The sequence below is a fragment of the Streptomyces sp. NPDC031474 genome (assembly GCF_055581185.1).
Window position 1 is genome coordinate 498,572 of record NZ_JBVIJX010000002.1, and the last position, 22,966, is coordinate 521,537.

Annotated in this window: 22 protein-coding genes; 9 read left to right on the forward strand and 13 right to left on the reverse strand. The window is 71.4% G+C overall.

What is annotated here, in order from left to right:
- Positions 1–9 precede the first annotated feature (9 nt).
- A complete protein-coding gene (locus tag ACZ5SK_RS05150; RefSeq protein ID WP_468417904.1) occupies positions 10–1,386 on the reverse strand; it encodes a nucleobase:cation symporter-2 family protein in 1,377 nt (458 codons plus the stop codon).
- An 82-nt stretch (positions 1,387–1,468) separates the two neighbouring features.
- Positions 1,469–2,842 carry an FAD-dependent oxidoreductase gene (locus ACZ5SK_RS05155; RefSeq protein WP_334582615.1) on the reverse strand — a complete coding sequence of 458 codons (1,374 nt, stop codon included), beginning with the start codon at positions 2,840–2,842 and terminating at the stop codon, positions 1,469–1,471.
- Between the two features lie 147 nt (positions 2,843–2,989).
- On the opposite strand from ACZ5SK_RS05155, the gene ACZ5SK_RS05160 reads away from it, so the two are divergent.
- A complete protein-coding gene (locus tag ACZ5SK_RS05160; RefSeq protein ID WP_468575365.1) occupies positions 2,990–3,592 on the forward strand; it encodes a DUF6214 family protein in 603 nt (200 codons plus the stop codon).
- A 97-nt stretch (positions 3,593–3,689) separates the two neighbouring features.
- Here the strand turns inward: ACZ5SK_RS05160 and ACZ5SK_RS05165 are convergent, their stop codons facing one another.
- Positions 3,690–4,388, reverse strand: a complete 699-nt coding sequence (locus ACZ5SK_RS05165; protein ID WP_468575367.1) for a DUF305 domain-containing protein — start codon at positions 4,386–4,388, stop codon at positions 3,690–3,692.
- Positions 4,389–4,530: 142 nt separating this feature from the next.
- Here ACZ5SK_RS05165 and ACZ5SK_RS05170 point away from each other — a divergent pair, with 142 nt between their 5' ends.
- The gene (locus tag ACZ5SK_RS05170) at positions 4,531–6,033 is read left to right on the forward strand and encodes an LVIVD repeat-containing protein (RefSeq protein ID WP_334582613.1); all 1,503 of its coding nucleotides are present in this window, start codon (positions 4,531–4,533) and stop codon (positions 6,031–6,033) included.
- Here the strand turns inward: ACZ5SK_RS05170 and ACZ5SK_RS05175 are convergent.
- The 4 genes from ACZ5SK_RS05175 to ACZ5SK_RS05190 form a co-directional block, all read right to left on the reverse strand.
- Positions 6,021–6,695 (reverse strand): TetR/AcrR family transcriptional regulator, encoded by a 675-nt coding sequence (locus tag ACZ5SK_RS05175; RefSeq protein ID WP_334582612.1) that lies wholly within the window; start codon positions 6,693–6,695, stop codon positions 6,021–6,023. The genes ACZ5SK_RS05170 and ACZ5SK_RS05175 overlap by 13 nt on opposite strands.
- A 332-nt stretch (positions 6,696–7,027) precedes the next feature.
- Positions 7,028–7,720: a phosphatase PAP2 family protein gene (locus tag ACZ5SK_RS05180; RefSeq protein ID WP_334582611.1), complete on the reverse strand. Its 693-nt coding sequence runs from the start codon at positions 7,718–7,720 to the stop codon at positions 7,028–7,030.
- 193 nt (positions 7,721–7,913) lie between these two features.
- Positions 7,914–8,849 (reverse strand): M56 family metallopeptidase, encoded by a 936-nt coding sequence (locus ACZ5SK_RS05185; protein WP_334582610.1) that lies wholly within the window; start codon positions 8,847–8,849, stop codon positions 7,914–7,916.
- Positions 8,850–8,965: 116 nt separating this feature from the next.
- On the reverse strand, positions 8,966–9,535 hold the full coding sequence (locus tag ACZ5SK_RS05190; RefSeq protein WP_334582609.1) for a DUF5134 domain-containing protein: 570 nt from the start codon (positions 9,533–9,535) through the stop codon (positions 8,966–8,968).
- Between the two features lie 164 nt (positions 9,536–9,699).
- On the opposite strand from ACZ5SK_RS05190, the gene ACZ5SK_RS05195 reads away from it, so the two are divergent.
- Together ACZ5SK_RS05195 and ACZ5SK_RS05200 are read left to right on the forward strand one after the other, a co-directional pair.
- Positions 9,700–11,358, forward strand: coding sequence for an FUSC family protein (locus tag ACZ5SK_RS05195; RefSeq protein WP_457493867.1), 1,659 nt, complete (start codon positions 9,700–9,702; stop codon positions 11,356–11,358).
- Positions 11,355–11,999 carry a MarR family winged helix-turn-helix transcriptional regulator gene (locus ACZ5SK_RS05200; protein WP_334582607.1) on the forward strand — a complete coding sequence of 215 codons (645 nt, stop codon included), beginning with the start codon at positions 11,355–11,357 and terminating at the stop codon, positions 11,997–11,999. Before ACZ5SK_RS05195 ends, ACZ5SK_RS05200 begins: the two co-directional genes overlap by 4 nt.
- 72 nt (positions 12,000–12,071) lie before the next feature.
- Here the strand turns inward: ACZ5SK_RS05200 and ACZ5SK_RS05205 are convergent, their stop codons facing one another.
- From ACZ5SK_RS05205 to ACZ5SK_RS05215, 3 genes are all read right to left on the reverse strand, one after another.
- Entirely contained in the window at positions 12,072–12,836 is a 765-nt protein-coding gene (locus ACZ5SK_RS05205; RefSeq protein WP_334582606.1) for a VOC family protein, read from the reverse strand.
- A 109-nt stretch (positions 12,837–12,945) separates the two neighbouring features.
- Positions 12,946–13,608, reverse strand: coding sequence for a response regulator (locus ACZ5SK_RS05210; RefSeq protein WP_457493868.1), 663 nt, complete (start codon positions 13,606–13,608; stop codon positions 12,946–12,948).
- Positions 13,605–14,816: a sensor histidine kinase gene (locus ACZ5SK_RS05215; RefSeq protein ID WP_334582604.1), complete on the reverse strand. Its 1,212-nt coding sequence runs from the start codon at positions 14,814–14,816 to the stop codon at positions 13,605–13,607. Before ACZ5SK_RS05215 ends, ACZ5SK_RS05210 begins: the two co-directional genes overlap by 4 nt.
- A 255-nt stretch (positions 14,817–15,071) precedes the next feature.
- Here ACZ5SK_RS05215 and ACZ5SK_RS05220 point away from each other — a divergent pair, with 255 nt between their 5' ends.
- Positions 15,072–15,935 (forward strand): endonuclease/exonuclease/phosphatase family protein, encoded by an 864-nt coding sequence (locus tag ACZ5SK_RS05220; protein WP_334582603.1) that lies wholly within the window; start codon positions 15,072–15,074, stop codon positions 15,933–15,935.
- 101 nt (positions 15,936–16,036) lie between these two features.
- On the opposite strand, the gene ACZ5SK_RS05225 is transcribed toward ACZ5SK_RS05220, so the two are convergent.
- Both ACZ5SK_RS05225 and ACZ5SK_RS05230 read right to left on the reverse strand, forming a co-directional pair.
- A complete protein-coding gene (locus ACZ5SK_RS05225; protein ID WP_334582602.1) occupies positions 16,037–17,164 on the reverse strand; it encodes a lipid II:glycine glycyltransferase FemX in 1,128 nt (375 codons plus the stop codon).
- Between the two features lie 256 nt (positions 17,165–17,420).
- On the reverse strand, positions 17,421–17,813 hold the full coding sequence (locus ACZ5SK_RS05230) for a VOC family protein (protein ID WP_334582601.1): 393 nt from the start codon (positions 17,811–17,813) through the stop codon (positions 17,421–17,423).
- A gap of 304 nt (positions 17,814–18,117) precedes the next feature.
- Here ACZ5SK_RS05230 and ACZ5SK_RS05235 point away from each other — a divergent pair, with 304 nt between their 5' ends.
- Positions 18,118–18,657, forward strand: coding sequence for a GNAT family N-acetyltransferase (locus tag ACZ5SK_RS05235; RefSeq protein ID WP_457493869.1), 540 nt, complete (start codon positions 18,118–18,120; stop codon positions 18,655–18,657).
- Between the two features lie 85 nt (positions 18,658–18,742).
- Here ACZ5SK_RS05235 and ACZ5SK_RS05240 read toward each other — a convergent pair whose 3' ends face one another.
- On the reverse strand, positions 18,743–19,426 hold the full coding sequence (locus tag ACZ5SK_RS05240) for a glycerophosphodiester phosphodiesterase (RefSeq protein WP_334582599.1): 684 nt from the start codon (positions 19,424–19,426) through the stop codon (positions 18,743–18,745).
- Positions 19,427–19,696: 270 nt separating this feature from the next.
- Between ACZ5SK_RS05240 and ACZ5SK_RS05245 the strand changes: the two genes are divergently transcribed.
- From ACZ5SK_RS05245 to ACZ5SK_RS05255, 3 genes are read left to right on the forward strand one after another with little or no spacing between them, the layout of a single operon-like run.
- Complete coding sequence (locus ACZ5SK_RS05245) at positions 19,697–21,094, forward strand: DUF6421 family protein (protein WP_334582598.1); 1,398 nt, start codon at positions 19,697–19,699, stop codon at positions 21,092–21,094.
- Positions 21,095–21,129: 35 nt separating this feature from the next.
- The gene (locus ACZ5SK_RS05250; RefSeq protein ID WP_361706413.1) at positions 21,130–21,876 is read left to right on the forward strand and encodes an SDR family oxidoreductase; all 747 of its coding nucleotides are present in this window, start codon (positions 21,130–21,132) and stop codon (positions 21,874–21,876) included.
- Complete coding sequence (locus tag ACZ5SK_RS05255; RefSeq protein WP_334582597.1) at positions 21,873–22,943, forward strand: threonine aldolase family protein; 1,071 nt, start codon at positions 21,873–21,875, stop codon at positions 22,941–22,943. Before ACZ5SK_RS05250 ends, ACZ5SK_RS05255 begins: the two co-directional genes overlap by 4 nt.
- Positions 22,944–22,966 lie beyond the last annotated feature (23 nt).

Consider the following 22,966-nt stretch of genomic DNA (forward strand, 5'->3'; position numbering starts at 1 on the left):
CGGGCCACCTCAGACAGCCTCTTGCCCGGCGGGCCGTTCCCCGCCGGCGGGGGCGAGGGGGACCGGCTTCGATGCCGAAACGGCCTGTGAGGGAAGGTGGTTGAAGAGCAGGTTGAGCGCGATCGCCGTCACGCAGCCTGCGCTGATGCCGCTGTTCATCACCGTCTGGAACCAGTCGGGGAACTTCGCGTAGATCGTGGGCACGCCGACCGGCAGCGTGCCCATCGCGACCGACACGGCCACCACCGTCAGGTTGTGGTTGTCCTTGAAGTCGACCCGGGCCAGCGTGCGCAGACCGCTCGCGGCCACGCTCCCGAACATCACGAGCCCGGCGCCGCCCAGCACCGGCGCCGGCACGGCCGCCACCACCGCGCCGAGCTTGGGCAGCAGCCCCAGCAGGACGAGGATGGCGCCCGCGGTGGCGACGACCCAGCGGCTGCGCACCCGGGTCATGCTCACCAGCCCGACGTTCTGCGCGTACGCCGTGTACGGGAACGTGTTGAAGACACCGCCGAGGACGGTCGACAGGCCGTCGGCGCGCAGGCCGTCGGAGAGGCCGCGCGGCTCGACCTCACGGCCTGTCAGCTCACCGACCGCGATGAGGTCGCCGGTCGTCTCGGTCATGGTCACCAGCGCCACGACGAGCATCGAGATGACCGCCGACGCCTCGAACGTGGGTGCGCCGAAGTGGAACGGCGTGCTGATCCCGACCCAGTCGGCGTCCCCGACCCCGTCGAAGTCCGTGAACCCGAACGGCGCCGCGACGGCGAGCCCCACCACGATGCCGATCAGCACCGCGATCCGGCTGAGGAACACCGGCGCGAACCGCTGCACGCCCAGCACCACCACGAGCACGAACACGGCGAGCCCGATGTTCTTCGGCTCCCCGAAGTCCGCCGAGCCGACGCCGCCGGCCGCCCAGTTGCCCGCGACCGGCAGCAGCGAGACACCGATGACCAGGATCACCGTGCCCGTGACCAGTGGCGGGAAGTAGCGCAACAGCCTGCCGAACACGGGTGCCAGCAGCACGATCGCGAGTCCCGCCACGATCACCGAGCCGTAGATCGCGGGCAGCCCGCCGCCCGTCGTCCCGATCAGCACCATCGGCGACACCGCGGCGAACGTACAGCCCTGCATGATCGGCAGCCGGACGCCGAAGCGCCAGAAGCCCACGCACTGGATGAGCGTGGCGATGCCGCACACCAGAAGGTCGGCGGTGATCAGATACGCCAGGTCGGCGGGCGACAGCTTCATCGCACCGCCCACGATCAGGGGCACGGCGACCGCTCCCGCGTACATCGCGAGCACATGCTGCAGGCCGAACGCGGCCAACTGGCGTACGGGCGGCACCTCGTCGACGGGATGAACGGGCGCGGTCGTGGCCATGGGCACTCCAGAGCGGCGGGGAAAGGGGGCGGCGGCATCCGCACTGCACGAGACCGTACGAGTCTTGAACAGTTTGTTGATTTCACGGACGTTGCGGCTGTGTGTCCTGTACACCGATCCCGGTCGGGCCCGCCGCGGCCCGCAGCGACGCCCAGTCCGGCAGTTTCACCACGTTCCGCCCCAGTGAGGCGCCCAGCTCCGCCTCGGCCCGCTCGATCGCCAGCCATCCCGCCCACTCGACGGGCTCGGCCCCGGCGGCTCGCAACATGGTGAGCGGATCACCGGGCAGCTCCCGCCGCATGAGGCCGGGGGCATCCTCCAGCAGGGACGTCGCCGTCTCCTTCGCGCACGGCCGGTTGGTGCCGATGACGCCGGTCGGGCCCCGCTTGATCCAGCCCGCCACGTACTCGCCCGGCGCGACCGCGCCCTCGCGCAGCACCCGCCCGGCGAGCTGCGGCACCGTGCCCCGCTCCGGGTCGAACGGCAGCCCCTCCAGCGGCACCCCGCGATACCCCACCGACCGCAGCACCAACTGCGCCTCGACGTCCTCGTACCCGCCGGTGCCCCTTATCCCGCCGTGGCCGTCCGGGACGGTCCGCTCGAAGCGCACCGCGCCCACCCGGTCCCCGACGGCGCGCAGTTCGACGGGCCGGAGGAAGAACCGGAGCCGGATCCGTCGCCGGGCGCCGCGGGCCGGCGCCGACGCCCAGCCGCGCAGCACTTCCACGTTGCGCCGCTGCGCCGCCGGCAGTGCGGACGGATCGCCGTACGCCGGGTCCAGCGCCAGTTCCGCCTCGTCCACGACCACCTCGGTGTCCGGCAGTCCGCCCAGCTCGCGCAGCTCCTTGGTGGTGAAGCGGGCCTGGGACGGGCCGCGCCGGCCCACCATGTGGATCTCGGTCACCGTGCCGGCCGCGAGCGCGGCCAGCGCCGCCTGCGGCATGTCGGTGGGGCTCAGCTCGGCCGCGCCCCGGGCCAGGATCCGGGTGACGTCCACCGCGACATTCCCCACGCCGACTACGACAGCCGAGTGAACGCCCTGCAGAAACCGGCCGACGGCGGCGTCCGGATGCGCGCTGTACCAGGACACGAACTCCGTGGCCGAAAAGCTGCCCGGCAGCTCCTCGCCGGGGATGCCGAGGCGGCGGTCCGTCGCGGCGCCCACGCAGTACACGACCGCGTGGTAGAGCCCGCGCAGCCGGGCCACGGGCACCCCGCCCGCGCCGACCCGGACCCCGCCGAGGAAGCGCACCCGCTCGTGCTCCAGCACCGCGCGCAGGTTCTGCTGGAGCGACTTGATCTTCTCGTGGTCCGGGGCGACGCCGTACCGCACGAGCCCGTACGGGCACGGCAGCCGGTCCAGGACGTCGACGAGCGCCTCGGGGTCCTGCTGGACCAGGCTCTGGGCGGTGTAGACCCCACTCGGCCCGGAGCCGACGACGGCGACACGCAGCACGGGCGGAACTCCTTACCCTCTGGGTCGGAGGAGATCGCTGGTGACTCCAGCATCGCACCATGGTCGCTCCGCTGACAGGGTGCTGTGCGGTGGCGACGCGCGCGTGTTCGTTCTTATGGAAAGTGATCATGCGGTTACGTTGCGTGTGTGCTAGAAGCATCGTTTCTTAATCTTTCTGATCGTTCCGCCGAGGACGGCACGGTCTCCGTGTGGCCCGCGTGGGAGGTCCGGGAGAGCGGGGGCGCCACTTCCTGGTTCCATGTCCGGCTGGCGTTCGCCGACGGGGCGCGCGTCGAACTGCTGGCCGTCGTCTCCGCGGGCCGCGTCTCCATCGAGGACATCCGGGCCCAGCCGGCCCTGTCCCTCGTCGATCTGACGGTGCTCGCGGACTGGATCAAGGGCCCGCTGTTCGAGAACTGCGGCGGTGCTGCCCCTGAGACGGCGGCCGCGGAGGCCGCGGACGGCACGGACCGCACGGACGGCGCGGACCGCACGGAAGTCGCCGTGGATGCCGGTGACGCGGCGTGCCCCGACGAGCCCCCCGCCGTCCGCCGCGCCCGCCCGGCCTGGCCGCGCGGTGCCGAGGGGCGGCGGCTGGTGGCGCAGGCGTACCGCGCCGCGCAGGAGGAGGGGGTGGATCCCGTCCTCGCGGTCATGTGCGCGACCGGGCACAGCCGACGCCGGTGCCTGAGGCTGATCTCACAGGCGCGGGACGCCGGATACCTGACGCCACGCCACGCTCGACGCTGAGAAAGGCGGTCGGCGAGGCGCTCGTCGCCACATCGTCGGCCGGGACGGCGCTCGTCGGCGCAGCGCCCGCAGAACCTGTCGCCGGGTGGCGCAGGCGTCACTGCATGGCGCGCATCCGCGTGATCTCACTCGTCTGCTGGGCCATCACGTCGTCCGCCATCTCCTCGATCCGCACGTTGTTGCCCTGTGTCTTGACCTCCGTGGCCATGGTGAGGGCGCCCTCGTGGTGGGTGATCATCAGCGTGAGGAAGAGCGCGTCGAACGCCTTGCCGCGCGCCGCACGCAAATCGGCCAACTGTGCCTCGGTGGCCATCCCGGGCATCGCCGTGTGCTGGTGCCCGCTGCTCGCCGTTTCCTTGCCGTATGTCGTGAGCCAGGCCTTCATGGCCTCGATCTCCGGTCCCTGCGCCGCTCCGATCCGCGCCGCGAGCCCCTTGACGGTCGCCGACTGGGCCTGTTCCGGGGCGAGTTCGGTCATCTCCAGTGCCTGTGCGTGGTGCTCGATCATCTTCTGCGCGTAGGCCACGTCGGCCGAGTTGGGTGTGTCGTCGTCGACGCGCTGCTCGGCCGCGTCCTGGGCGGAGAGGGTCCGGTTCGCCTCGCCCGGCTTGCCCGGCGCGATCACCGAAGGCCCGCTTACCGCAGCCGACTTGGTGTCCTTCCCGGAGTCGCAGCCCGTGAGGGCGAGTGCGAGCAGCAGCGAGGCTGTGACGAGGGGCACGCGGCGAACGAGCACAACGACCTCCTGGGGCAGGCGAGTTGGGACGGGGACCCGTCCTCGTAGGGATCTTCGCATCACTGGTCGCTTCACCGGCCGCATTACTGACCAGAAAGATTCATTACGAGTGCGTTGCCAACCTTTGATATGTGCATGATGAAGACGATACTTCGGAGCACCGTGAACCGTTCCTGTGCGAACGGCGACGAGGGAGGATGCAGTGACCCTGTTGAACGATCCCCGAACACGCCGCAGACGGCTGGGAGTCGCAGCCGCGTGCGGCGGACTTCTGGCCGCGCTCCTGACCGCGGTGCCGGCGGCCGCGACCCCCGACCCGGGGGACGGTCCGGCCGTGCAGCGCGAGGTGTCCCAGGGCGTCCGGGCCGAGGCGGCCGAGGCGATCGCGGCGGGCGAGATACCCGGGCAGGACGAGATCGTCCACTCCGCCAACATCGAGCACCTGACGAACATCCCCAAGGACGCCCTGCCGGGCACCAACTCGGACCTGGCCTTCCAGGGCAAGTACGCCTTCTCCGGCAACTACGACGGCTTCCGCATCTTCGACATCAGCAACCCGAAGTCCCCCAAGACCGTGGCCCAGGTGCTCTGCCCCGGCTCGCAGAACGACATCTCCGTCTCCGGCAACCTGCTCTTCCTGTCGACCGACTCCTCGCGCAGCGACAGCAGCTGCAACAGCACCACGCAGCCGGTGACCGAGAAGTCCTCCTGGGAGGGCATGAAGGTCTTCGACATCAGCGACAAGGCGAACCCGAAGTACGTCGCCGCCGTGGAGACCGCCTGCGGCTCGCACACCCACACCCTGGTGCCCGAGCGCAAGAACGTCTACATCTACGTCTCCTCGTACTCGCCGAACGCCGCCTACCCCGACTGCCAGCCCCCGCACGACGGCATCTCGGTCATCAAGGTGCCGCGCAAGGCGCCCGAGAAGGCGGCGGTGGTCAGCTTCCCCGTGCTGTTCCCGGGCGAGGGCCCGGACGGCGGCGGCAACCCCGGCGCTCCCACGAACCCCGGCGTCTCCAAGACCACCGGCTGTCACGACATCACCGTGCTGCCGGAGAAGGACCTGGCGGCCGGTGCCTGCATGGGCGACGGCATCCTCTTCTCCATCAAGGACCCGGAGCACCCGAAGGTCATCGACCAGGTCCAGGACAACGTCAACTTCGCGTTCTGGCACTCGGCGACCTTCAACCAGAAGGCGAACAAGGTCGTGTTCACCGACGAGCTCGGCGGCGGTGGTGCGGCCACCTGCAACGAGGCGACCGGCCCGAACCGCGGCGCCGACGGCATCTACGACATCGTCGGCAAGGGCGACAAGCGCAAGCTCGTCTTCCGCGGCTACTACAAGATCCCGCGCCACCAGGCGGACACCGAGAACTGCGTCGCCCACAACGGCTCGCTGATCCCGGTCAAGGGCAAGGACCTCATGGTCCAGGCCTGGTACCAGGGCGGCGTCTCCGTCTGGGACTTCACCGACTCGGCGAAGCCGAAGGAGATCGCCTACTTCGAGCGCGGCCCGCTGAGCACCACGACCCTGCAGACCGGCGGCGCGTGGTCGGCGTACTACTACAACGGCTACATCTACTCCAACGACATCGCCAAGGGCTTCGACGTGCTGAAGCTCGACGACCGTCGCACGGATCCGGCGAAGCGGGTCCACCTGCGCGAGCTCAACGTCCAGACGCAGCCGGACTACTTCGACTGATCCCCGGCAGCCGGATCCGTCGCGAAGAACCGCGACAGATCGGTGTCACATCTCCCGCCGGGCGCCTCGGCGTCCGGCGGGACCCCCTGCTCCCAGTCGAGCCGGTAGCGCGCGAACAGTTCGGCGCGCAGGGTCGCGAGCGGCAGGGGCACATTGGGCAGCACCATCGCGTAGACGGCTCCCATCAGCTGGGAGCGCAGCATCGGGTAGTCGTGGCCGACGTCCTGCGACCCGTGCCGGACAGCGGTGTCCCGCAGCAGTTCGGCCAGCCGTTGCTGCTCCGGGCACTGCACGAACCCCTCGGCATGCAGCAGCCCCGCCATGTGCTGGCGCATCAGCACCGTACGGTCCCGGGTCAGGCCCAGGATCACGTCGATGGCCCGCGCCATCCGCTCCCGGCCGTCCTCGGTGCGCGGCTCGCGCTCCAGCGCCTCCTGAAGTGTGCAGTGCATCAGCCGGTGCACGGCCGACTGCACCAGCTGCCGCTTGCCGGGGAAGTAGTACGACACCAGACCGCGCGCGGAGCCGGCCCGGTCCGCGATGTCGGCGAGGGTCGTCGCCTCGTACCCGCGCTCGCTCACCAGCTCCACCGCGGCCTGCAGGAGCCGCTCCCGGGAACGCCGCCGCAATTCTTCATTGACCGAGGCGCTGCGCGGGGACATCCTGTAACTCCTGCGTTGACTGGCTGGCAGCCAACTATACTCAGGGCATCCCGGTCCACTCCGGACGGAGCGCGCCGGGTTGCCGCCTGCTCTGGGCGACGCGGGGGATCGTCCAGAGTGGGCGCGCTTTTCCCCTGAAAGTGGCCTGAGGCTACCGCCTTGCGGGACGGCGAGCCGGCGTCTTGCGGCAGCTCACCTCACCTGACCAGCCTCAGCGCCGGCCGCGGATCCCAGCCGATGTTGCCGACCGCGCCGACCGCCCCACCGGCTGCCTGGGTCGGCGGTGGGGCGGACGTCCGGCCCCCGGAGCGCGGGTCAGCACCCCGGGCCGGTCACGACCGCCACCCCCGCTGCCGTTGCTGTGCCGCGATCGCCAGCGCCACCAGAAGCGCCCCCAGCAGCCAGCCGCCCAGGACGTCCGACGGCCAGTGCACGCCCAGCCAGATCCGGGTCAGTCCCACGCCCACCACGGAGACCACCGCCACCGCCAGCGCCGTACGCCATACGACGGGCCTGACGCCGTGCCGGTGCAGCAGCCACAGCAGGAGGCCGAACACCACGGTCGCGGTGAGCGCGTGCCCGGAGGGATATGCGGCGTAGTGCGCGGAGTCGACGGGGTCGGGCCACACCGGGCGGGCCCGGCCGACCCCGGCCTTGAGGCCCTGCTGGATCAGCGTGCCCAGCACCGATGTGACGACCAGCCACCCGGCCGTCCACCAGGCCGCGTGCCGCCACACCAGCCACACGGCGACCGCCGCGCCGAGCAGACGCATGGTCAGGGGGTCCCAGACCCAGTCCGTGAGGATGCGGCAGGCCTGGGTGACGTCGGGGGCGGCGACGGCCCAGCGGTGGGCGGTGCGGGAGATGTCCCCGTCGACGGAGATCAGCGGACGCCACTCGACCCCGACCAGGACGAGGAGCAGTCCGGAGCACACACCAAGGGCCAGGGCGCTGCGGAGGGCCGGGCGCAGGGCGCTGGGGCGGAGTTGGGGGCGGGGCGAGGAGTCGACGGACGGGTTGTGCATGGGTCGATCCTCGCCGAACCGGGGGGCGAGAGGCGAACCCGGGGGGCTCGCCCGGGCCACAGGGGTGCTGGTTCCGGCCTTCGGTGGGCTGATTTCAGCCATGGAGCGACGGTCCGGACCCGGGGTGCTTGCCCAAAGACCCCGGGCTTCTGGCTACGGGGGCTTCCGGGCGGGTTTCCCGGGCGGTGGGCGGTCAGCCCAGTGCCCGCAGGCCTGGGACCAGGGTCACCAGCACGGGGATCACCGGTACCAGGGAGGCCGCTGCCGTCAGACGGAGTCTTCGGGCTGTGGTGAGGCGGTCGGGCGGGGTGAGCAACCGGTGTACGCGCTGCGGGAGATGGGCCTGCGGGGTGGGGGAGGGGCCGAACACGCCCCGGTCCTCGTTGAGTTCCACCAGCGCCAGCGCGGTCGTCAGTCGCCCGAAGCGGCGCGAGGCCATGTCGTCGGCGGACAACTCGACCAGCCGGTGCATCTCGTCGCGGAACGCGGCGAACACCGACACCTGCGGAAACCCGGTGGCCAGCGCCGTCGAGCAGTGCAGCAACCAGTCGTGCCGCGCCTGGGCGTGCCCCTGTTCGTGCGCGAGCACCGCATCGAGCCGGCGGCCCTTCAACCGCCGCAACGCGGCTGTCGTGACGACCAGTTGGGGTTTCGCGCCGGTCAGCCACCAGGCGTCGGGACGCTCCCCCTCCAGTACGAGCAGCCGTCCCCCGGCAAACTCCTCGCCCGGCAACAGCGGGGCACGCAGCCGGAGTTCCGCGCGCCGGGACCGGGCTCGGGCCCGACCGCGCAGCACCTCCCGCACCAGCATCGCCCCGCTCCACAGCCCGCCGCACGCGAGCGTCACCGCGGTCGCCGCCGCCCAAGGACCGGCCGCACCCAGTGCGTACGCCTCCACGACCGGCCGAGGGGCCGGTGCGAAGACCTGGCCGCGCACCGCGTGCCAGGCCGCCGCCGCACTGAGCGTCATCGACAGCGCGCAGCACAGCAGGACCGTCGCCACCACGCACTGCCACGCCCACAGGGCCACCACCGGTTCGTGGTCCGGCCAGTCGGCCCGGGCGATCAGCCGGGGGCCGGCGACGGCGGTCAGAGCGCCGAGCAGCAGCAGGACCGCGGGGACCATCATGGACAGCACCCTATGAGCGGCGTACTGCTCAGGGGTACGACTTGTCACGGCGAAGTGACGCAGACCACGCCAGGGCACACGGACTGCCGCCGCCGTCCTGCGGTTGGGGCGGGGGATCACATCGTCAGCAGCATGGCGAGCATCCCGACGCCCATCGCCAGCCGGCAGGCGCGCGCCACCTCGGGCCGGTCGCCCCACGCGAGGGCGGCTCCGCCCGCCCCGGGCGCCGGCAGCAACCGGACCCCGGAGAGCAGGACGTACCCGGTGAAGTACAGCAGCAGCGCGCCCGTCAGCAGCGGGATCCCCGAGCCGCCGTGCGCGTGCCCGTGTGCGTGCGCCGGCGAGGACGAGGGTGAGGCGGCCATCGCGGCCGCCATGTAGACCATCGCCCCGGTCCCCACCAGGTGGTGCAGGTGGTGAGGGTTCGTACGGGCCGCCCGCAGGGCCCACAGGGTCCGCAGTGCCGCCGCGCCGAACACCGCCGTATACGCGGGCCAGGCCCACGCCGGTGGGGTGAACACGACCGGGGGCACGGCCATCGCGGCCATCCCGAAGCCCATCAGCGCCTCGCCGCCCGCGGCCCTGCGCTGTTCCTCGACGGCGCTGCGCATCCGCAGCAGACAGTAGGCCCCGGTCGCCGCACACAGCGCGACCAGCAGCCAGCCGGGCGAAGCCGGTCCGTGCACGCGCACCTCCCCGCTCGACGTTCCCCGTCCAGGGATGCGATGCCCACGCCATGCCGGACCACGCCACGCACAAGCGGGCGCAAGGGTGTACACGGGGAGCATTCGACGGAGCACGGCAGGTGACGAAATATTTCACGAGTAAAACACATGTTAAATTAACGGGCATGGCCCACCGACTCCGTCTCCCGCTCACCGGCGTGCTGCGCCTCGGCCGGCCCTCCGACATCTGGTTCAAGCCCGCCCTGAGCGTGGTCGCCGCGGTCGCCCCACCGAACCTGCTCCTGCTGGCGCTCGGGCGGCTGGACCTGGCGATGTACACGATGGCCGGCTCCCTGTGCGCGCTGTACGCCCACAACCGCCCCTACGCCGCCCGGGCACGCGTCCTGGCCCGGGTCGTGCTGGCCATGACCGGCGGCCTGGCCGTCGCCCTGCTCGCGGCCTCGCTCGCCCCCGGCGCGGTGGTCCTGGTCACCGTCGGCGCCCTGCTCGCCGCCGTGCAGAAGGCCTTCTGCGACGCCACCCGCCTCGGCCCGCCCGGCAACGTCGTCCTCACCTTCATCAGCGCCGCCTCGCTGTTCGTGCCGCAGACCCTCGGCCAGGTTCCCGGCCATGTGGGACTGGCCCTCGCCACGGGTGCCTGGGCCTGGCTGATCGGCATGGCGCCCCGACTGTCCCGGCCGCACGGTCCCGAGCGCCGCGCCACCGCCCACGCCCTGAACGCGGCCGCCGCGCACGCCGCCGCGCAGACCGCCAGGAACGGCGTCGACGACGGTCACGCCCCGACGCGTGCCGCCGCGGCCGCCGCCGTGCACGCCGCCTGGCAGACCCTCCTGTCGGCCCGCGCCGGGGAGACGCGCCGCGCCCTGGAACGACTCCTCGTCCGAGCCGAGATCGCCCTCGCGGCCCCCGCCGACACCGACCCGGCCCGGCTGCGCGACTGGGCCCGCGACCTGCGTGGCAGCGGCCCGGTCCCGCATCCGGCCGACCTCGTGGACGACGGCGAACTCCTCGGCCTCGACGCCGAACCCGCCACCGGCCGACCGCCGTTGCGGCATCGCCTGGGCCCCTTCGCGCCGATCGCCGTACGCACCGCGCTCGGCTGCGCCCTCGCCGGATACGCCTCCCTCGCCTTCGGTGTCGGCCGCCCCTACTGGGCCCTGGTCACCGCCGCCTCCCTCTACCAGGCGAACGTCACCCTCACCTGGAGCCGCGGAGTCCAGCGCGTCGTCGGCAACCTCGTCGGCGTCCTCGCGTTCGCCGCGCTCGCCCCGCTCGCCCACGTCCATCCGGCGGCCCTCGTCCTGATCTGCCTCGCCCTCAACTTCGGCGCCGAGGCGCTGATGAGCCGCAACTACTGGCTCGGCAGCGTCTGCGTGACCCCCATGGCGCTGCTCATCACCGAGTTCGCGCAGGTCCAGGACGCCGGTCGGCTGATCACCGAGCGGCTCGTCGACACCCTCGTGGGCGCCGTGGTCGGCTTCCTCGCCGCGGTCGCCGTCACCAACCGCCGGGCCGGCGACCGCCTCGGACACGCCCTGACGGCCGTCGAACGGGCCCGCGAGCACGCCGCCCGCCTCCTGGCGGAGCGGCGGCCGACCCCTGGCGCCCTGGAACGCGCCCGCCGCGACCTCACCGCCGCGCTGGTCGAGCTGCGTGCCACCGCCGACGCGGCGTCCGGCGAGTGGTGGCAGCGCGCCCTGCCCGAGGAGCGGGTCGTGACGGCCGAACAGTCCGGACACCGTACGCTCGCGGCGACGGTACGGCGCCAGGGGCTGCTCCTGGACCGGGACGCGAGTACGAAAGCGGAGGACGCGCGGCGATGACGGCGACGCAGGGACGGGCGGCGGCCGAGAACGGGAGAGGGGACGGCTCCCAGGACCCCACGACCGACGGAACACCCCGAGAACACCCCACGGCCGACGGGGGGAGCGGGGCGTGGTCGGATTCCGGTGGCCCGGAGAGGAACGACACGGTTGCCGCCGTCGTACGGCAGTGGCAAACCGTGCGGCCCGAGCTCGACACCACGCCCATGGAGATCATCGGCCGCGTCAACCGCTGTGCCGCCCTCCTTCAGCAGGCCGAGGACGCGCCCCTGCGGCGGGCCGGCCTGAGCCGACCCGAGTTCGACCTGCTCGGCGCGCTGCGCCGTACCGGCCACGAGCTGACCCCCGGCGAACTGGCCCGCGAGACCTTCTCCTCCGGAGCCGCCGTCACCAAACGCCTCAAGCAGCTCACCGAACGCGGCCTGGTGGAGCGGCGCGGCGACACGCGCGACCGCCGCGTCGCCCACCTCCGTCTCACCGACGCCGGACGTGACCTCGTCGACGGCACCATGCCCGAGCAACTCGCCTACGAGAGAGCCGTACTGTCCGCCCTGGACGGGGACCGGCAGGGCGAACTGGCCGACCTGCTGGGCGAGTTGTTGAGCCGGTTGGAGGGGCTCATGCGGACGTTGCGGGTCTGAGCGCCCCTTCGACCCCGCACCGCAGACCCTGCCCGGCGGCGACCGGCGACTTCAACGCAACCGGTCCGGGGCTCACCCCTCGTCTCCGGCCCGATACACGCCGAACACCGCGCCCAGCGGGTCCCGCAGCACGGCGATCCGCGGACCGTCCGGTACCGAGGTCGGCTCCATGAGGGCGGTGCCGCCCGCCCCGAGCGCGGTCTGCGTGGAGGCGTCCACGTCGGCCACCGCGAAATACGGCAGCCAGTGCGGCGGCACCTCGGGCGGGAACTTGTCGTCCATCGTGATCATGCCGCCGAAGTCGGCGCCGCCGACGCCCCACTGCAGATAGTCCTCGGAGGGCCTGACGGTCCAGCCGAACACGGTGGTGTAGAAGGTCTCCGCCCGCTCGGGATCCCGGGTCAGCAGCTCGACCCAGCCGAGCGAGCCGGGCGCGTTGAACAACCCGGCGCCGGGGAAGGCCCGGGCCTGCCACAGCTGGAACGCGGCGCCGCCCGGGTCGAGGGCGACCACGAAACGACCCACGTCGAAGACGTCCATCGGTCCGACCAGCACCTTGCCGCCGGCTTCCGTGACCAGCCGGGCGCTGACATCCGCGTCGGTCACCGCGAACGACACGTTCCAGGCGCACGGCTGTGCCTCCTGGTACAGGGGAGTCAGCGCCGCGACGGCCGCCTTGCCGAGATGCGCGACCGTGTAGCCGCCCGCCTCCTGCCGCGGATCCGTCTCCGCACGCCAACCGAACAGTTCCGCGTAGAACCGTTTCGCCGCCTCAAGGTCAGTGGTTCCCAGCTCGGCCCAGCAGGGCCCGCCGGGCACGGGCGCGTCGAGCTTCATGGCGTTCCTTCCGAAGGGAACCCCCTCCAGCACGCTAAGCCTCCCCCCGGCCCACGGCATCCCCTGACGACCACGCCCACCGTCCATGGGGCCCCGAGGCCGTTCACCGTCAGCGCGGCAGCGTGACGAGCCCCGTCTCGTAGGCGGTGATGACGAGCTGGACCCGGTCCCGGGCGCCCAGTTTGGTGAGCAGCCGTGACACGTGCGTCTTCGTGGTGGCCACCGTGATGAAGAGGTCCTCGGCGATCTCGGTGTTCGACCGGCCGCGCCCGACCAGGGTCAGCACTTCCCGTTCCCGCTCGGTGATGCCCTCGACCGGCCGCGGGGAGCGCTCCGGGCCGGCCGCGGGGCGCTCGACGAAGTCCGCGATCAGACGGCGGGTCACACCCGGCGCGATCAGCGCATCACCGGCGGCGACCACACGGATCGCCGCGAGGATGTCGTCCAGCGCCATGTCCTTGACCACGAAGCCGCTCGCGCCGGCCCGGAGCGAGCCGTAGACGTGCTCGTCCTCGTCGAAGGTGGTCAGGACGAGGACGCGGGTGGTCGCCTGACCGGCCGTGATCAGACGGGTGGCCTCGATCCCGTCCATGCCGGGCATGCGGATGTCCATGACCACGACGTCGGGGCAGACCTCCCTGACCAGCTGGACCGCCTCGGCGCCGGTGGCGGCTTCACCGACGACCTCCAGGTCGGCGTGATCGGCCATGATCACCCGGAGACCGGACCGAACCAACGGCTGGTCGTCGGCGAGCACCACCCGGACGGTCATCGGGCCTCCACCGGAACTCCCACGGGTACGGGCAGCGGCAGCCCGGCAGCCACCCGGAAACCGCCCTCGCGGCGCGGTCCGGCGCTGAGACGGCCGCCCAGCAGGCCGACCCGCTCCCGCATCCCGATGATGCCGAAGCCGTGGGCCGAGCCGTTCTCGTCGGCGCCGCGCCCCTCGTCGACGACCTCCACGGACAGTTCCCGCTCTCCGTAGTCGATGGCAACGTGGCAACGCCCGGTGCCCGCGTGCCGGACCACGTTGGCCAGCGCTTCCTGCACGATGCGGTAGGCGGACAGATCGATGTCGGCGGGCACAGGACGCTGCCTCCCGCTGCGGCGCACGTCGACGCGGACCCCCGCGCCCGCGGTCGCCGCCGCCAGCCGTTCGACGTCCGCCAGCCCCGGCGAGGGTGCGAGCGGTGACCGCTCCGAGGCGCTCGCGCCCCGGTCGGCCCGGCGGAGCGACACCAACGTGCGCCGAAGGCCCGACAGGGTCTCTCTGCTGGTGGCCTCGACGGCCCGCAGAGCCTCGCGCGCCTGGGCCGGCTGGGTCTCGATGACCCGGCTGCCCATGCCGGCCTGGATGGCGATGATGCCGATGCTGTGCGCGATCATGTCGTGCAACTCCCGTGCGATCCTCAGCCGTTCGGCGGTCACGGCCTCGGCCACCTCCTGTGCGCGCAGCGCCGCCGCGTGCTCGCGGCGCTCGCGGCTGAGCAGACCGGCCATGCAGGACGCGGCCATCGCCAGGAGGGCGATCACCCCGTTGACGGCCAGGCCGTCCCCGTGCGAGAAACCCCCGATCACCAGGAGCTGCACGGCGCCGGACCCGGCCACGGCGACGGTCGAAGCGCGTCCTGCGCAGGTGGCGACGATGAAACCCAGCACGAGGTCCACCGCCAGAAACGACAGGAACTGGCCCTGATAGGACGCCGCCGGGCCCTCATGGACGGAACTCGCAGGGCCCACCACCACAGCAGTGGATCCGAGGAGCGCCAGGGCCAGAGCGGCCGGCGGCATCCGTCGTACGACGCCGGCGAGCAGGCACCCGGCCAGCAGCGCCCCCACTCCGTGGACCGCGCCCGACGCCCGCGGCGCGGCCCCCGCCAGCAGGCCCACCGCGAGGACATAGCAGGCGCCTCCCGCCCAGGCCACGGCCCTTGTTCTCGTCATCGACGGTGCAGCGGAGTGGGCGTCAGGAGATTTCACGCCGCGAGACTAACCGGCGACCGCCGGCGTGGCATCAGCCCCGGGACGTACGGCCACGGGCTGAGGCGGCCCGCACGATGGTCGCCCACGGCCCCATGTCCGGAACGGAGCCGGCAAGTCCACCACCCTGCGGATGATCCTCGGCCTGGACGCCGGACAGGTCCACGGCGGACGCAGCGCGACGGGATCCGGCACATCGCAGGCGTCGCCGACAGTCCCATCCCATAACCTCGTGCGGGGGAGACAGCGGATGCCATGGGCATTCACATCGAGGAGGCGACAGTGCTCGGTAGGGACATGCGGTTGCTCACGGGCGTCCTGATCGTGGCCTGCATCGTGCTCGTCGGCTCCAGGGCGCCCAGCGGAGCTTCCTCCGCCAGGTCACTGCCCGCCGAAGCCGCCAGGGACGTCGTACCGAACCGGGTCATGACGTGGAACATCTGCAACCCCTGCAAGAAGAGCAACGCCGACCGGGCAGCGGAGATCGCCACGTATGCGCCCCAGGTCATCGGCCTACAGGAAGCGTGCGTGCGTGACGTCGAGGGGATCCGGGACCGTCTGGAGAGCCGATACGGGCTGGTCTACCACGTCAAGTACGGGACGGTTCTTCGGAATTGGGGCCGCTGCGGGGGAGCGCCGTGGAGCCCGGGGGCCTACGGCCAGGCGCTGCTCTCGGCCGCGCCGATGACAGACGCCGTCACCGTGGAATACCCCGACGGAGGATCCGAGGACCGCGGGTACATGGCAGTCACCACCACTGTGGGCGGCCGGTCCGTCCGGGTCTTCAACACCCACCTCGCCGAACGACGTCAAGAGACGGTCCGAGCGGCCCAGACCGCCGTACTCGCCAAGGAGGTCGCCCGGCACGACCGTGCGATCGTGCTCGGCGACTTCAACGCCGTGCCGGACGCCCCCGAACTCACCAGGATGTGGGCACTGGCCGCGGACGCAGACCCGCAGTGCCATCCCTCGCCCACCGGCGACTGCCGGCCGACCACCGACTGGCACAGCAAGTTCGACTACATATTCCTGCGAGGCATCCTCCCGCTCGAGCACCGTGTGCATCCGACCCCGTACTCGGACCACGACCTGGTGCACGCCGACCTGAAGACGACTTGATGACGACTTGAAGACGACTTGAGCGGACATCCTGACCGGTCGTGCGCCGACCTGCCGAGCCGGTCGCGCAGGACTGTGTCCGACCGACCGCTGCGGTCAGGTCATCTGCGTCCGAGGTAGACCCCCAACGCCCTTTGCAGCACCTTGCCCTGGCTGCCCACCGGGAGTTCCCACTCGCCGAGGTACTCCACCACCCGGCCGCCGGCCCCCGTCTTGAAGCGGAGTCGGCCGAGGAGCCGGTCCTCGGTGAGGGCAGGGGTGACGGAGCGCAGGTCGTACGTCTCGGCTCCCGCCGCCCGTGCGTCACTCAGCATGTGCCACAACAGCGCGCTGCTGGGCCGCAGTTGGCGACCTCGGCGGCCGGATGCGGCGTAGGAGTGCCAGGCTCGGGAGCCGACGCTGATCATGAGGGCCGCGGACAGCACCTCGCCTTCGTGCCAGGCGAGGTAGAGGCGGAGTCGGTCGTCGTCCTCGGCGTTCAGGGCCTTCCACATGCGCTGGAAGTAGTCCAACGGGCGGGCCTTGAAACCGTCGTGGGCGGCGGTCACGGTGTACAGGCGGTGGAACTCGGGCAGGTCGGAGGCCGAGCCCCACGAGACATGGACGCCTGCGCTTTCGGCCGTGCGCAAGGACTGTTCCCAATGCGGTGCGAGGGCGTCGCGAAGGTCGTCCGCCGAGCGCCCCGCCAACGGGATACGGCAGCCGTAGCGCGGCTGACCGAGGCCGAACCCGCTGCCGTCGTTCTCCCCGCACGGCCGCCACCCGAGCCGTCGCAGCCGCTCAGCGGCGTCGAGCGCGAATCCGTCGATCCCCGCCGCGGGCAGATCGTGCAGATGACGTACGTCGGGGTCGGCGATGCCCGCCGCCACGGTGACCGCGTCCCAGTGACGTACGACCAGGGGCGGCCCGATCCGCACCGAGAACGCCCCGATCCGCTCCAGATGGGCGACGAGCGGGTCCAGCCATCGCTCGATACGAGGGGTCCGCCAGTCGATCGCCGGCCCGTCGGGAAGATACGCGAGGAAGCGCCGCGTCCCAGGAAGCGGCCGGTACAGGACGAGCGCCGCAGCGACCAACGCCTCGCCCTCGAACCAGCCGACGCTCTCCGGCAGCCAGTCGGGCTTCACGTCGCCCCACTCGGGGATCTGGAGATGGCTCGCGTCGGGGGACAGCCGCAGATGGGCCAGATGATCCTCGCGCGTGATCTCCCGTACGTACAGGCTGGTCATGGGTAGGGTGCTCCTGGTCGGGGCGGCCACCTTAATCCCGGGATCACCGCGCGGGTCAAGCCTTCACGGCGGTGAGCTGCGCCCCCACCTGCTCGCCGCCGTTCCTGGGCGTGATCCCAGTCGGGCTCGGTGTACAAAGACCGGCACTACAGGCGAACGGCCGCCGACGGACATCCGAACTCCGCCTTCCGGTGGCCCGCGCGGTCTCGCGGCCCGGGGCGGGGCAGCGCCCGGGATCCGGTATCGGGGCCGTGGCTCAGACGCCCGGGCGGTAGCGGATCGGGTGGTCCGCCGGGACCTCCACGAGGACGATCGGGGTGCCGTCCGGGTCCGTGATCCACATCTCCAGCAGGCCCCACGGCTCCTTCACCGGCGGGCGGACGACGTCGACGCCCTTCGTTCGCAACTCGTCGTGCGCCGCTGCCAGGTCCGGCACCTGCAGCCACAGCCGTACGGCAGGATCCGGCGGGGTGTGCGACCGGCCGGAGAGTTCCAGGAAGCCGCCGCCGAGGAAGTAGACGACCCCGCGCTCCGAGCCCGTACCGAACTCGCGGTAGACGGCCAGGCCCAGTTGCTCGCCGTAGAAGGCTCGGGAGCGCTCGGGGTCGGTCGGGCGGAGCAGGGTCCTGCTGCTGAGTACATGCACCATGCGTCCGGAGCCTAAGGCGCGTCCGGCGGAACCTGTCCGCGACGGGCCCGATCGGCAGACATCTGCGCCGAAGAGGCCCTTGCGCGGCCGGGGTCAGGGCCTCTCCGGCGGATCATGCGGCGGCTGCGCTCGAGCGGGGGGACCCCCCCATCGCGTCGCCGCCCTCCTCCGCCTTGCCATTGGACGCACCATTCCCGCTCACCTGCGTTGATCAGGCGCCGCCGCTTTTCTGCGTCTTGGTCCGCCGGAGGCCCTAGGCTCTTCGGTGTCACCACCGCGTCAGAGACCACCGGAGATCGCCCGCATGGACACCGCCGACACCGAATTCACCTTCCGCGACGCCACCGACGCCGACGTGGACGCCCTCGTCGCGCTCATAGAGGCCGCCTACCGCGGCGACTCGAGCCGGGCCGGGTGGACGACGGAGGCGGACATCCTCCAGGGGCAGCGCACCGACCCGGACGGCGTGCTCGATGTCATCAAGGCGCCCAACAGCCGACTGCTCACCGTCGAGCAGGACGGCCGGATCGTCGCCTGCTGCCAACTCGAACACCGCGGCGACCACGCCTACTTCGGCATGTTCGCGGTCAACCCGACGGCCCAGGGGAGCGGCCTCGGCAAAACGATCATGGCGCAGGCCGAGCGCCAGGCGCGCGAGAACTGGGGCGTCACCGAGATGCACATGACGGTGATCTCCGTACGCGAGGACCTCATCGCCTGGTACGAACGGCGCGGCTACCGCCGTACGGGACGGATGACCCCCTTCCCGTACGGCGACGAGCGCTTCGGCATCCCCCAGCGCGACGATCTGCAGTTCGAGCTGTTGGTCAAGCCGCTCGCCTGAGCCCGAGCTTCGGCGGGCCCCGGAGCATGTCCACGCGCGGCGCGCCCACGTTCGTGGCCGCGCCGTCGCACGCGCCCGCGCCCGTTCACGCCGTGAAGCGGCCCGTGCGCCTGATCTCCGGGTAGTCGGTGGTCGCGCCGTCCAGCTCCAGGGCCCGGACGAGCCGCAGCTGCTCCTGGGTGTTGACCACCCAGCCGATGATCCGCAGGTCCCGCTTCCGCGCCTCCTCGACGGTCTCCAGGTTGAGCCGCCGCAGGTTCAGGCAGACCGTCGCGGCGCCCGCGTCCACGGCCCGGTCCACGATGTCGAGGCCGTAGCGGCTGCCGATGAGCGCGGTGCGCACCCCGGGGACCAGCCGCGCGATCTCGGCGACGGCCTCGTCGTGGAAGGAGGACACCTCCACGCGCCCCACCAGGTCCCGTGCATGCATCACCTCGGCCAGCGCCCGCGCCGCCTGCACGTCCTTGATCTCGGCCTGGAGCGGCACCTGCACGGCGTCCAGAACCTCCTCGAAGAACGGGACGCGCTCTCCTCGGCCCGCGTCCAGAGTGCGCAGCTCGGCGAGCGTCTGGTCGGCGATGGGCCCGGTCCCGTCGGTCGTACGGTCCACGTCGGGGTCGTGCATCACCACCAGGGCGCCGTCCTTGCTCAGGTGCAGATCGAGCTCGACGACATCGAGACCGGCCTGCTCGGCGGCGACGAAGGAACGCAGGGTGTTCTCGGGCTCGACACCCATGACTCCGCGGTGACCGATGGTGAGGAAGTTCAAGAGGGGACTCGCTTCCGTCGACGGCGGGGTGGGAGAGCTCGCAGCCTAACGGCCCCGCCCCGCCATGGACATGTGCGGGCGGGCGAGCCGGCCGGCTGGGCCCCGCCTCTACCCAGTCGAAGCGGAAGTAGTCGCTCCTTCGATGTCCGACAGGAAAAAATGCGGTGAAGGACCGGCCGCACAGGATAATCTCTCGAAGGTCCACTTGCTGGAAGAAACGTCATATGCATACGGTGTGCTGACGCGAGGTTCTCCAGTGGAGGATGGGACATGACGGAAATTCTTGTGCAGGCAGCAACGGGGGAGCGGGTTCCTCCGGCGACCAGGGTGGTGGAGCACCCGGCGTGGCGCGTGCTCAAGGATGCCGTGGAGCAGATTCGCCCCTGGCAGTCCAAGGACGGGTCGATCGACTTCGCGGCCGAGGGCGCACCCGCGCGCGCGGACGCCGAGCGGACGGTCCGGCGCGTGATCGAGGCCGTCGAGGAGCTCTCCCCGCTGCTCCCGCACGACGCCGCCTACCACCGGGCCCTGACCGGCGACCTGCGGACCTGGTCCGACGGCGGCTTCGAGGTGCCGGACTTCCTCGACTCGCTGCTGGCCTTCCAGCCCGCGGCGAGCCGTGCGGACGGGCTCCAGCATCTGGTCGTCTTCCCGATGTACACGCAGAACGGCAACCCGGACCGCAACCTGGAAGCCGTCGTGCTGCGCATGGTCTGGCCGCACTGGCTGGCCGAGCTGGAGCGCACCCGCTACGACAACCCGCTGTTCTGCGGCATCACCTTCGAGGACTTCACGGCCGGGTACGACACCAACTCCGCCGTTCTCTTCCCGGAGACGATCGCCGTCCGCGAGGCGCCGGAACGTTTCTCCTGGGGTGGCATCTTCTGCGACCGCGAGGCCGCCCGCTTCCGCCGGGTCACCGACGCGGCCGTCGACATCCTGGGCCTGGAGCTGCCCGAGGACATCGCCGCCATGGTCCACGACCAGAAGCGCTGCGAGGAGGCCTTCGTCCTGTGGGACATGGTCCACGACCGCACCCACAGCCACGGCGACCTGCCCTTCGACCCGTTCATGATCAAGCAGCGCCAGCCGTTCTGGATGTACGGCCTGGAGGAGCTGCGCTGCGACCTCACCGCCTTCAAGGAGGCCGTGAAGCTGGAGGCCGACGGCGTCCCGCAGGCCCGCGACGTGCAGTACGCCGTGCTCTTCGACCGTATGTTCCGCTTCCCGGTCACCGGCGAGCGCGTGCGCAACTACGACGGTCTCGGCGGCCAGCTGCTCTTCGCCTACCTGCACAAGCACGAGGTCGTCCGCTGGACCGACAACAAGCTGCACATCGACTGGCAGCGCGCCCCGCAGGTCACCAACCAGCTGTGCGCCGACATCGAGCAGCTCTACCGGGACGGCATCGACCGCCCCAAGCTCGTCCACTGGTTCGCCGGCTACGAGCTGGTCTCCACCTATCTCGCCCCGCACCCGGGCTCCAAGTGGGCCAAGGGTCCCGACGCCCTGGACCTGAGCCAGCCGCCGCGCAAACTCGTGGATGACGTGCTTCCGGACGAGTTTCCGCTGAGCATGTTCTATGAGGCACTGTCCAAGAAGCTGAAGCACGTGATCGCCTCCACCAAGGGCATCACGGCGGACAGCGCCGAGAGGGTCGCCGCGTGAGCGACCGTACGAACACCGCTCAGCAGGAGGCAAGGATGGGGAACGGGGCTCTCAACGGTGCGGTGATCGCGGTGGCCGGCGCGGGCGGACCCGCCGGCCGGGCGGCACTGCTCAGGCTCGCCGAGGCCGGCGCGACCGTCGTCGGCGCGGACAACGACCCCGAGCGCCTGGCGGAGGCCGTCGACGCGGCCCGCTACGGGGCCGGAGGCGCCAGCGTCACCGGCGAGCCGGTCGACCTGCTCGACCTGGGCTCGACCCGGGACTGGGCCAACCGCGTCGAGAAGGACTTCGGCCGGATCGACGGCCTGGTCCACCTCGTCGGCGGCTGGCGGGGAAGCGAGACCTTCGTCAAGACCAGCCTGGACGACTGGGACTTCCTGGAGCTGCTGCTCGTCAAGACCGTGCAGCACACCTCGCTGGCCTTCTTCGAGGGTCTCCAGCGCAGCGAGCACGGCCGGTATGTGCTGATCAGCGCCGCGAGCGCCTCGAAGCCCATCGCGGGCAACGCCGCGTACGCCGCCGCCAAGGCCGCCGCCGAGGCGTGGACCCTGGCGCTCGCCGACGCCTTCCACAAGGCAGGGGGCGCCGCCGGACCGACCTCCGCGGCTGCCATCCTGGTGGTGAAGGCGCTGGTGCACGACGCGATGCGCGCCGAGCGACCCAACGCGAAGTTCGCGGGCTTCACGGACGTCAGGGACCTGGCCGAGGCCATCGCCGGAGTCTGGGAGAGGCCCGCCCCCGAAGTGAACGGACAGCGTCTGTGGCTCACCGAGAAGCCGTGAACCCCCCGAAGACCGACGCCCGTCGCCACCACGACCCCGATCTCCGCGGGTTCGCCAGCGACAACTACGCCGGGGCCCACCCGGAGGTGATGGCCGCCCTGGCCCTGGCCAACGGCGGCCACCAGGTGTCGTACGGCGAGGACGACTACACCGAGCACCTCCAGCGGATCGTCCGCAGCCACTTCGGGCCCACGGCGGAGGCGTTCCCCGTCTTCAACGGCACCGGCGCCAACGTCGTCGCGCTGCAGGCGGTCACCGACCGCTGGGGTGCGGTGATCTGCGCCGAGAGCGCCCACATCAACGTGGACGAGGGCGGCGCGCCCGAGCGCATGGGCGGCCTGAAGCTGCTCACCGTCGCCACACCCGACGGCAAGCTGACCCCCGAGCTGATCGACAAGCAGGCCTGGGGCTGGGAGGACGAGCACCGTGCGATGCCGCAGGTCGTGTCGATCACCCAGAGCACGGAGCTCGGCACGCTCTACACGCCGGACGAGATCCGCGCGATCTGCGACCACGCCCACGCGCACGGTATGAAGGTCCACCTGGACGGCTCCCGCATAGCCAACGCGGCCGCCACCCTGAACGTCCCGATGCGGACGTTCACCAACGCGGTCGGCGTCGACATCCTCTCCCTGGGCGGCACGAAGAACGGCGCCCTGTTCGGTGAGGCGGTCGTCGTCATCAACCAGGACGCCGTGCGCCACATGAAGCACCTGCGCAAGCTGTCCATGCAGCTCGCGTCCAAGATGCGCTTCGTTTCCGTGCAGTTGGAGGCCCTGCTCGCCAAGGACCTGTGGCTGCGCAACGCCCGCCACGCCAACGAGATGGCCCAGCGGCTGGCGGAGGGCGTGCGGGCCGTGCACGGCGTGGAGATCCTCCACCCGGTGCAGGCCAACGGGGTCTTCGCCCGGCTCCCGCACGACGTGAGCGTGCGCCTGCAGAAGCGGTTCCGGTTCTACTTCTGGGACGAGACGGCGGGCGATGTGCGCTGGATGTGCTCGTTCGACACGACCGAGGAGGACGTGGACGCGTTTGTGGCGGCGCTCAAGGAGGAGATGGCGCGCTAACAAGCCCCTGGATCATGCATAGA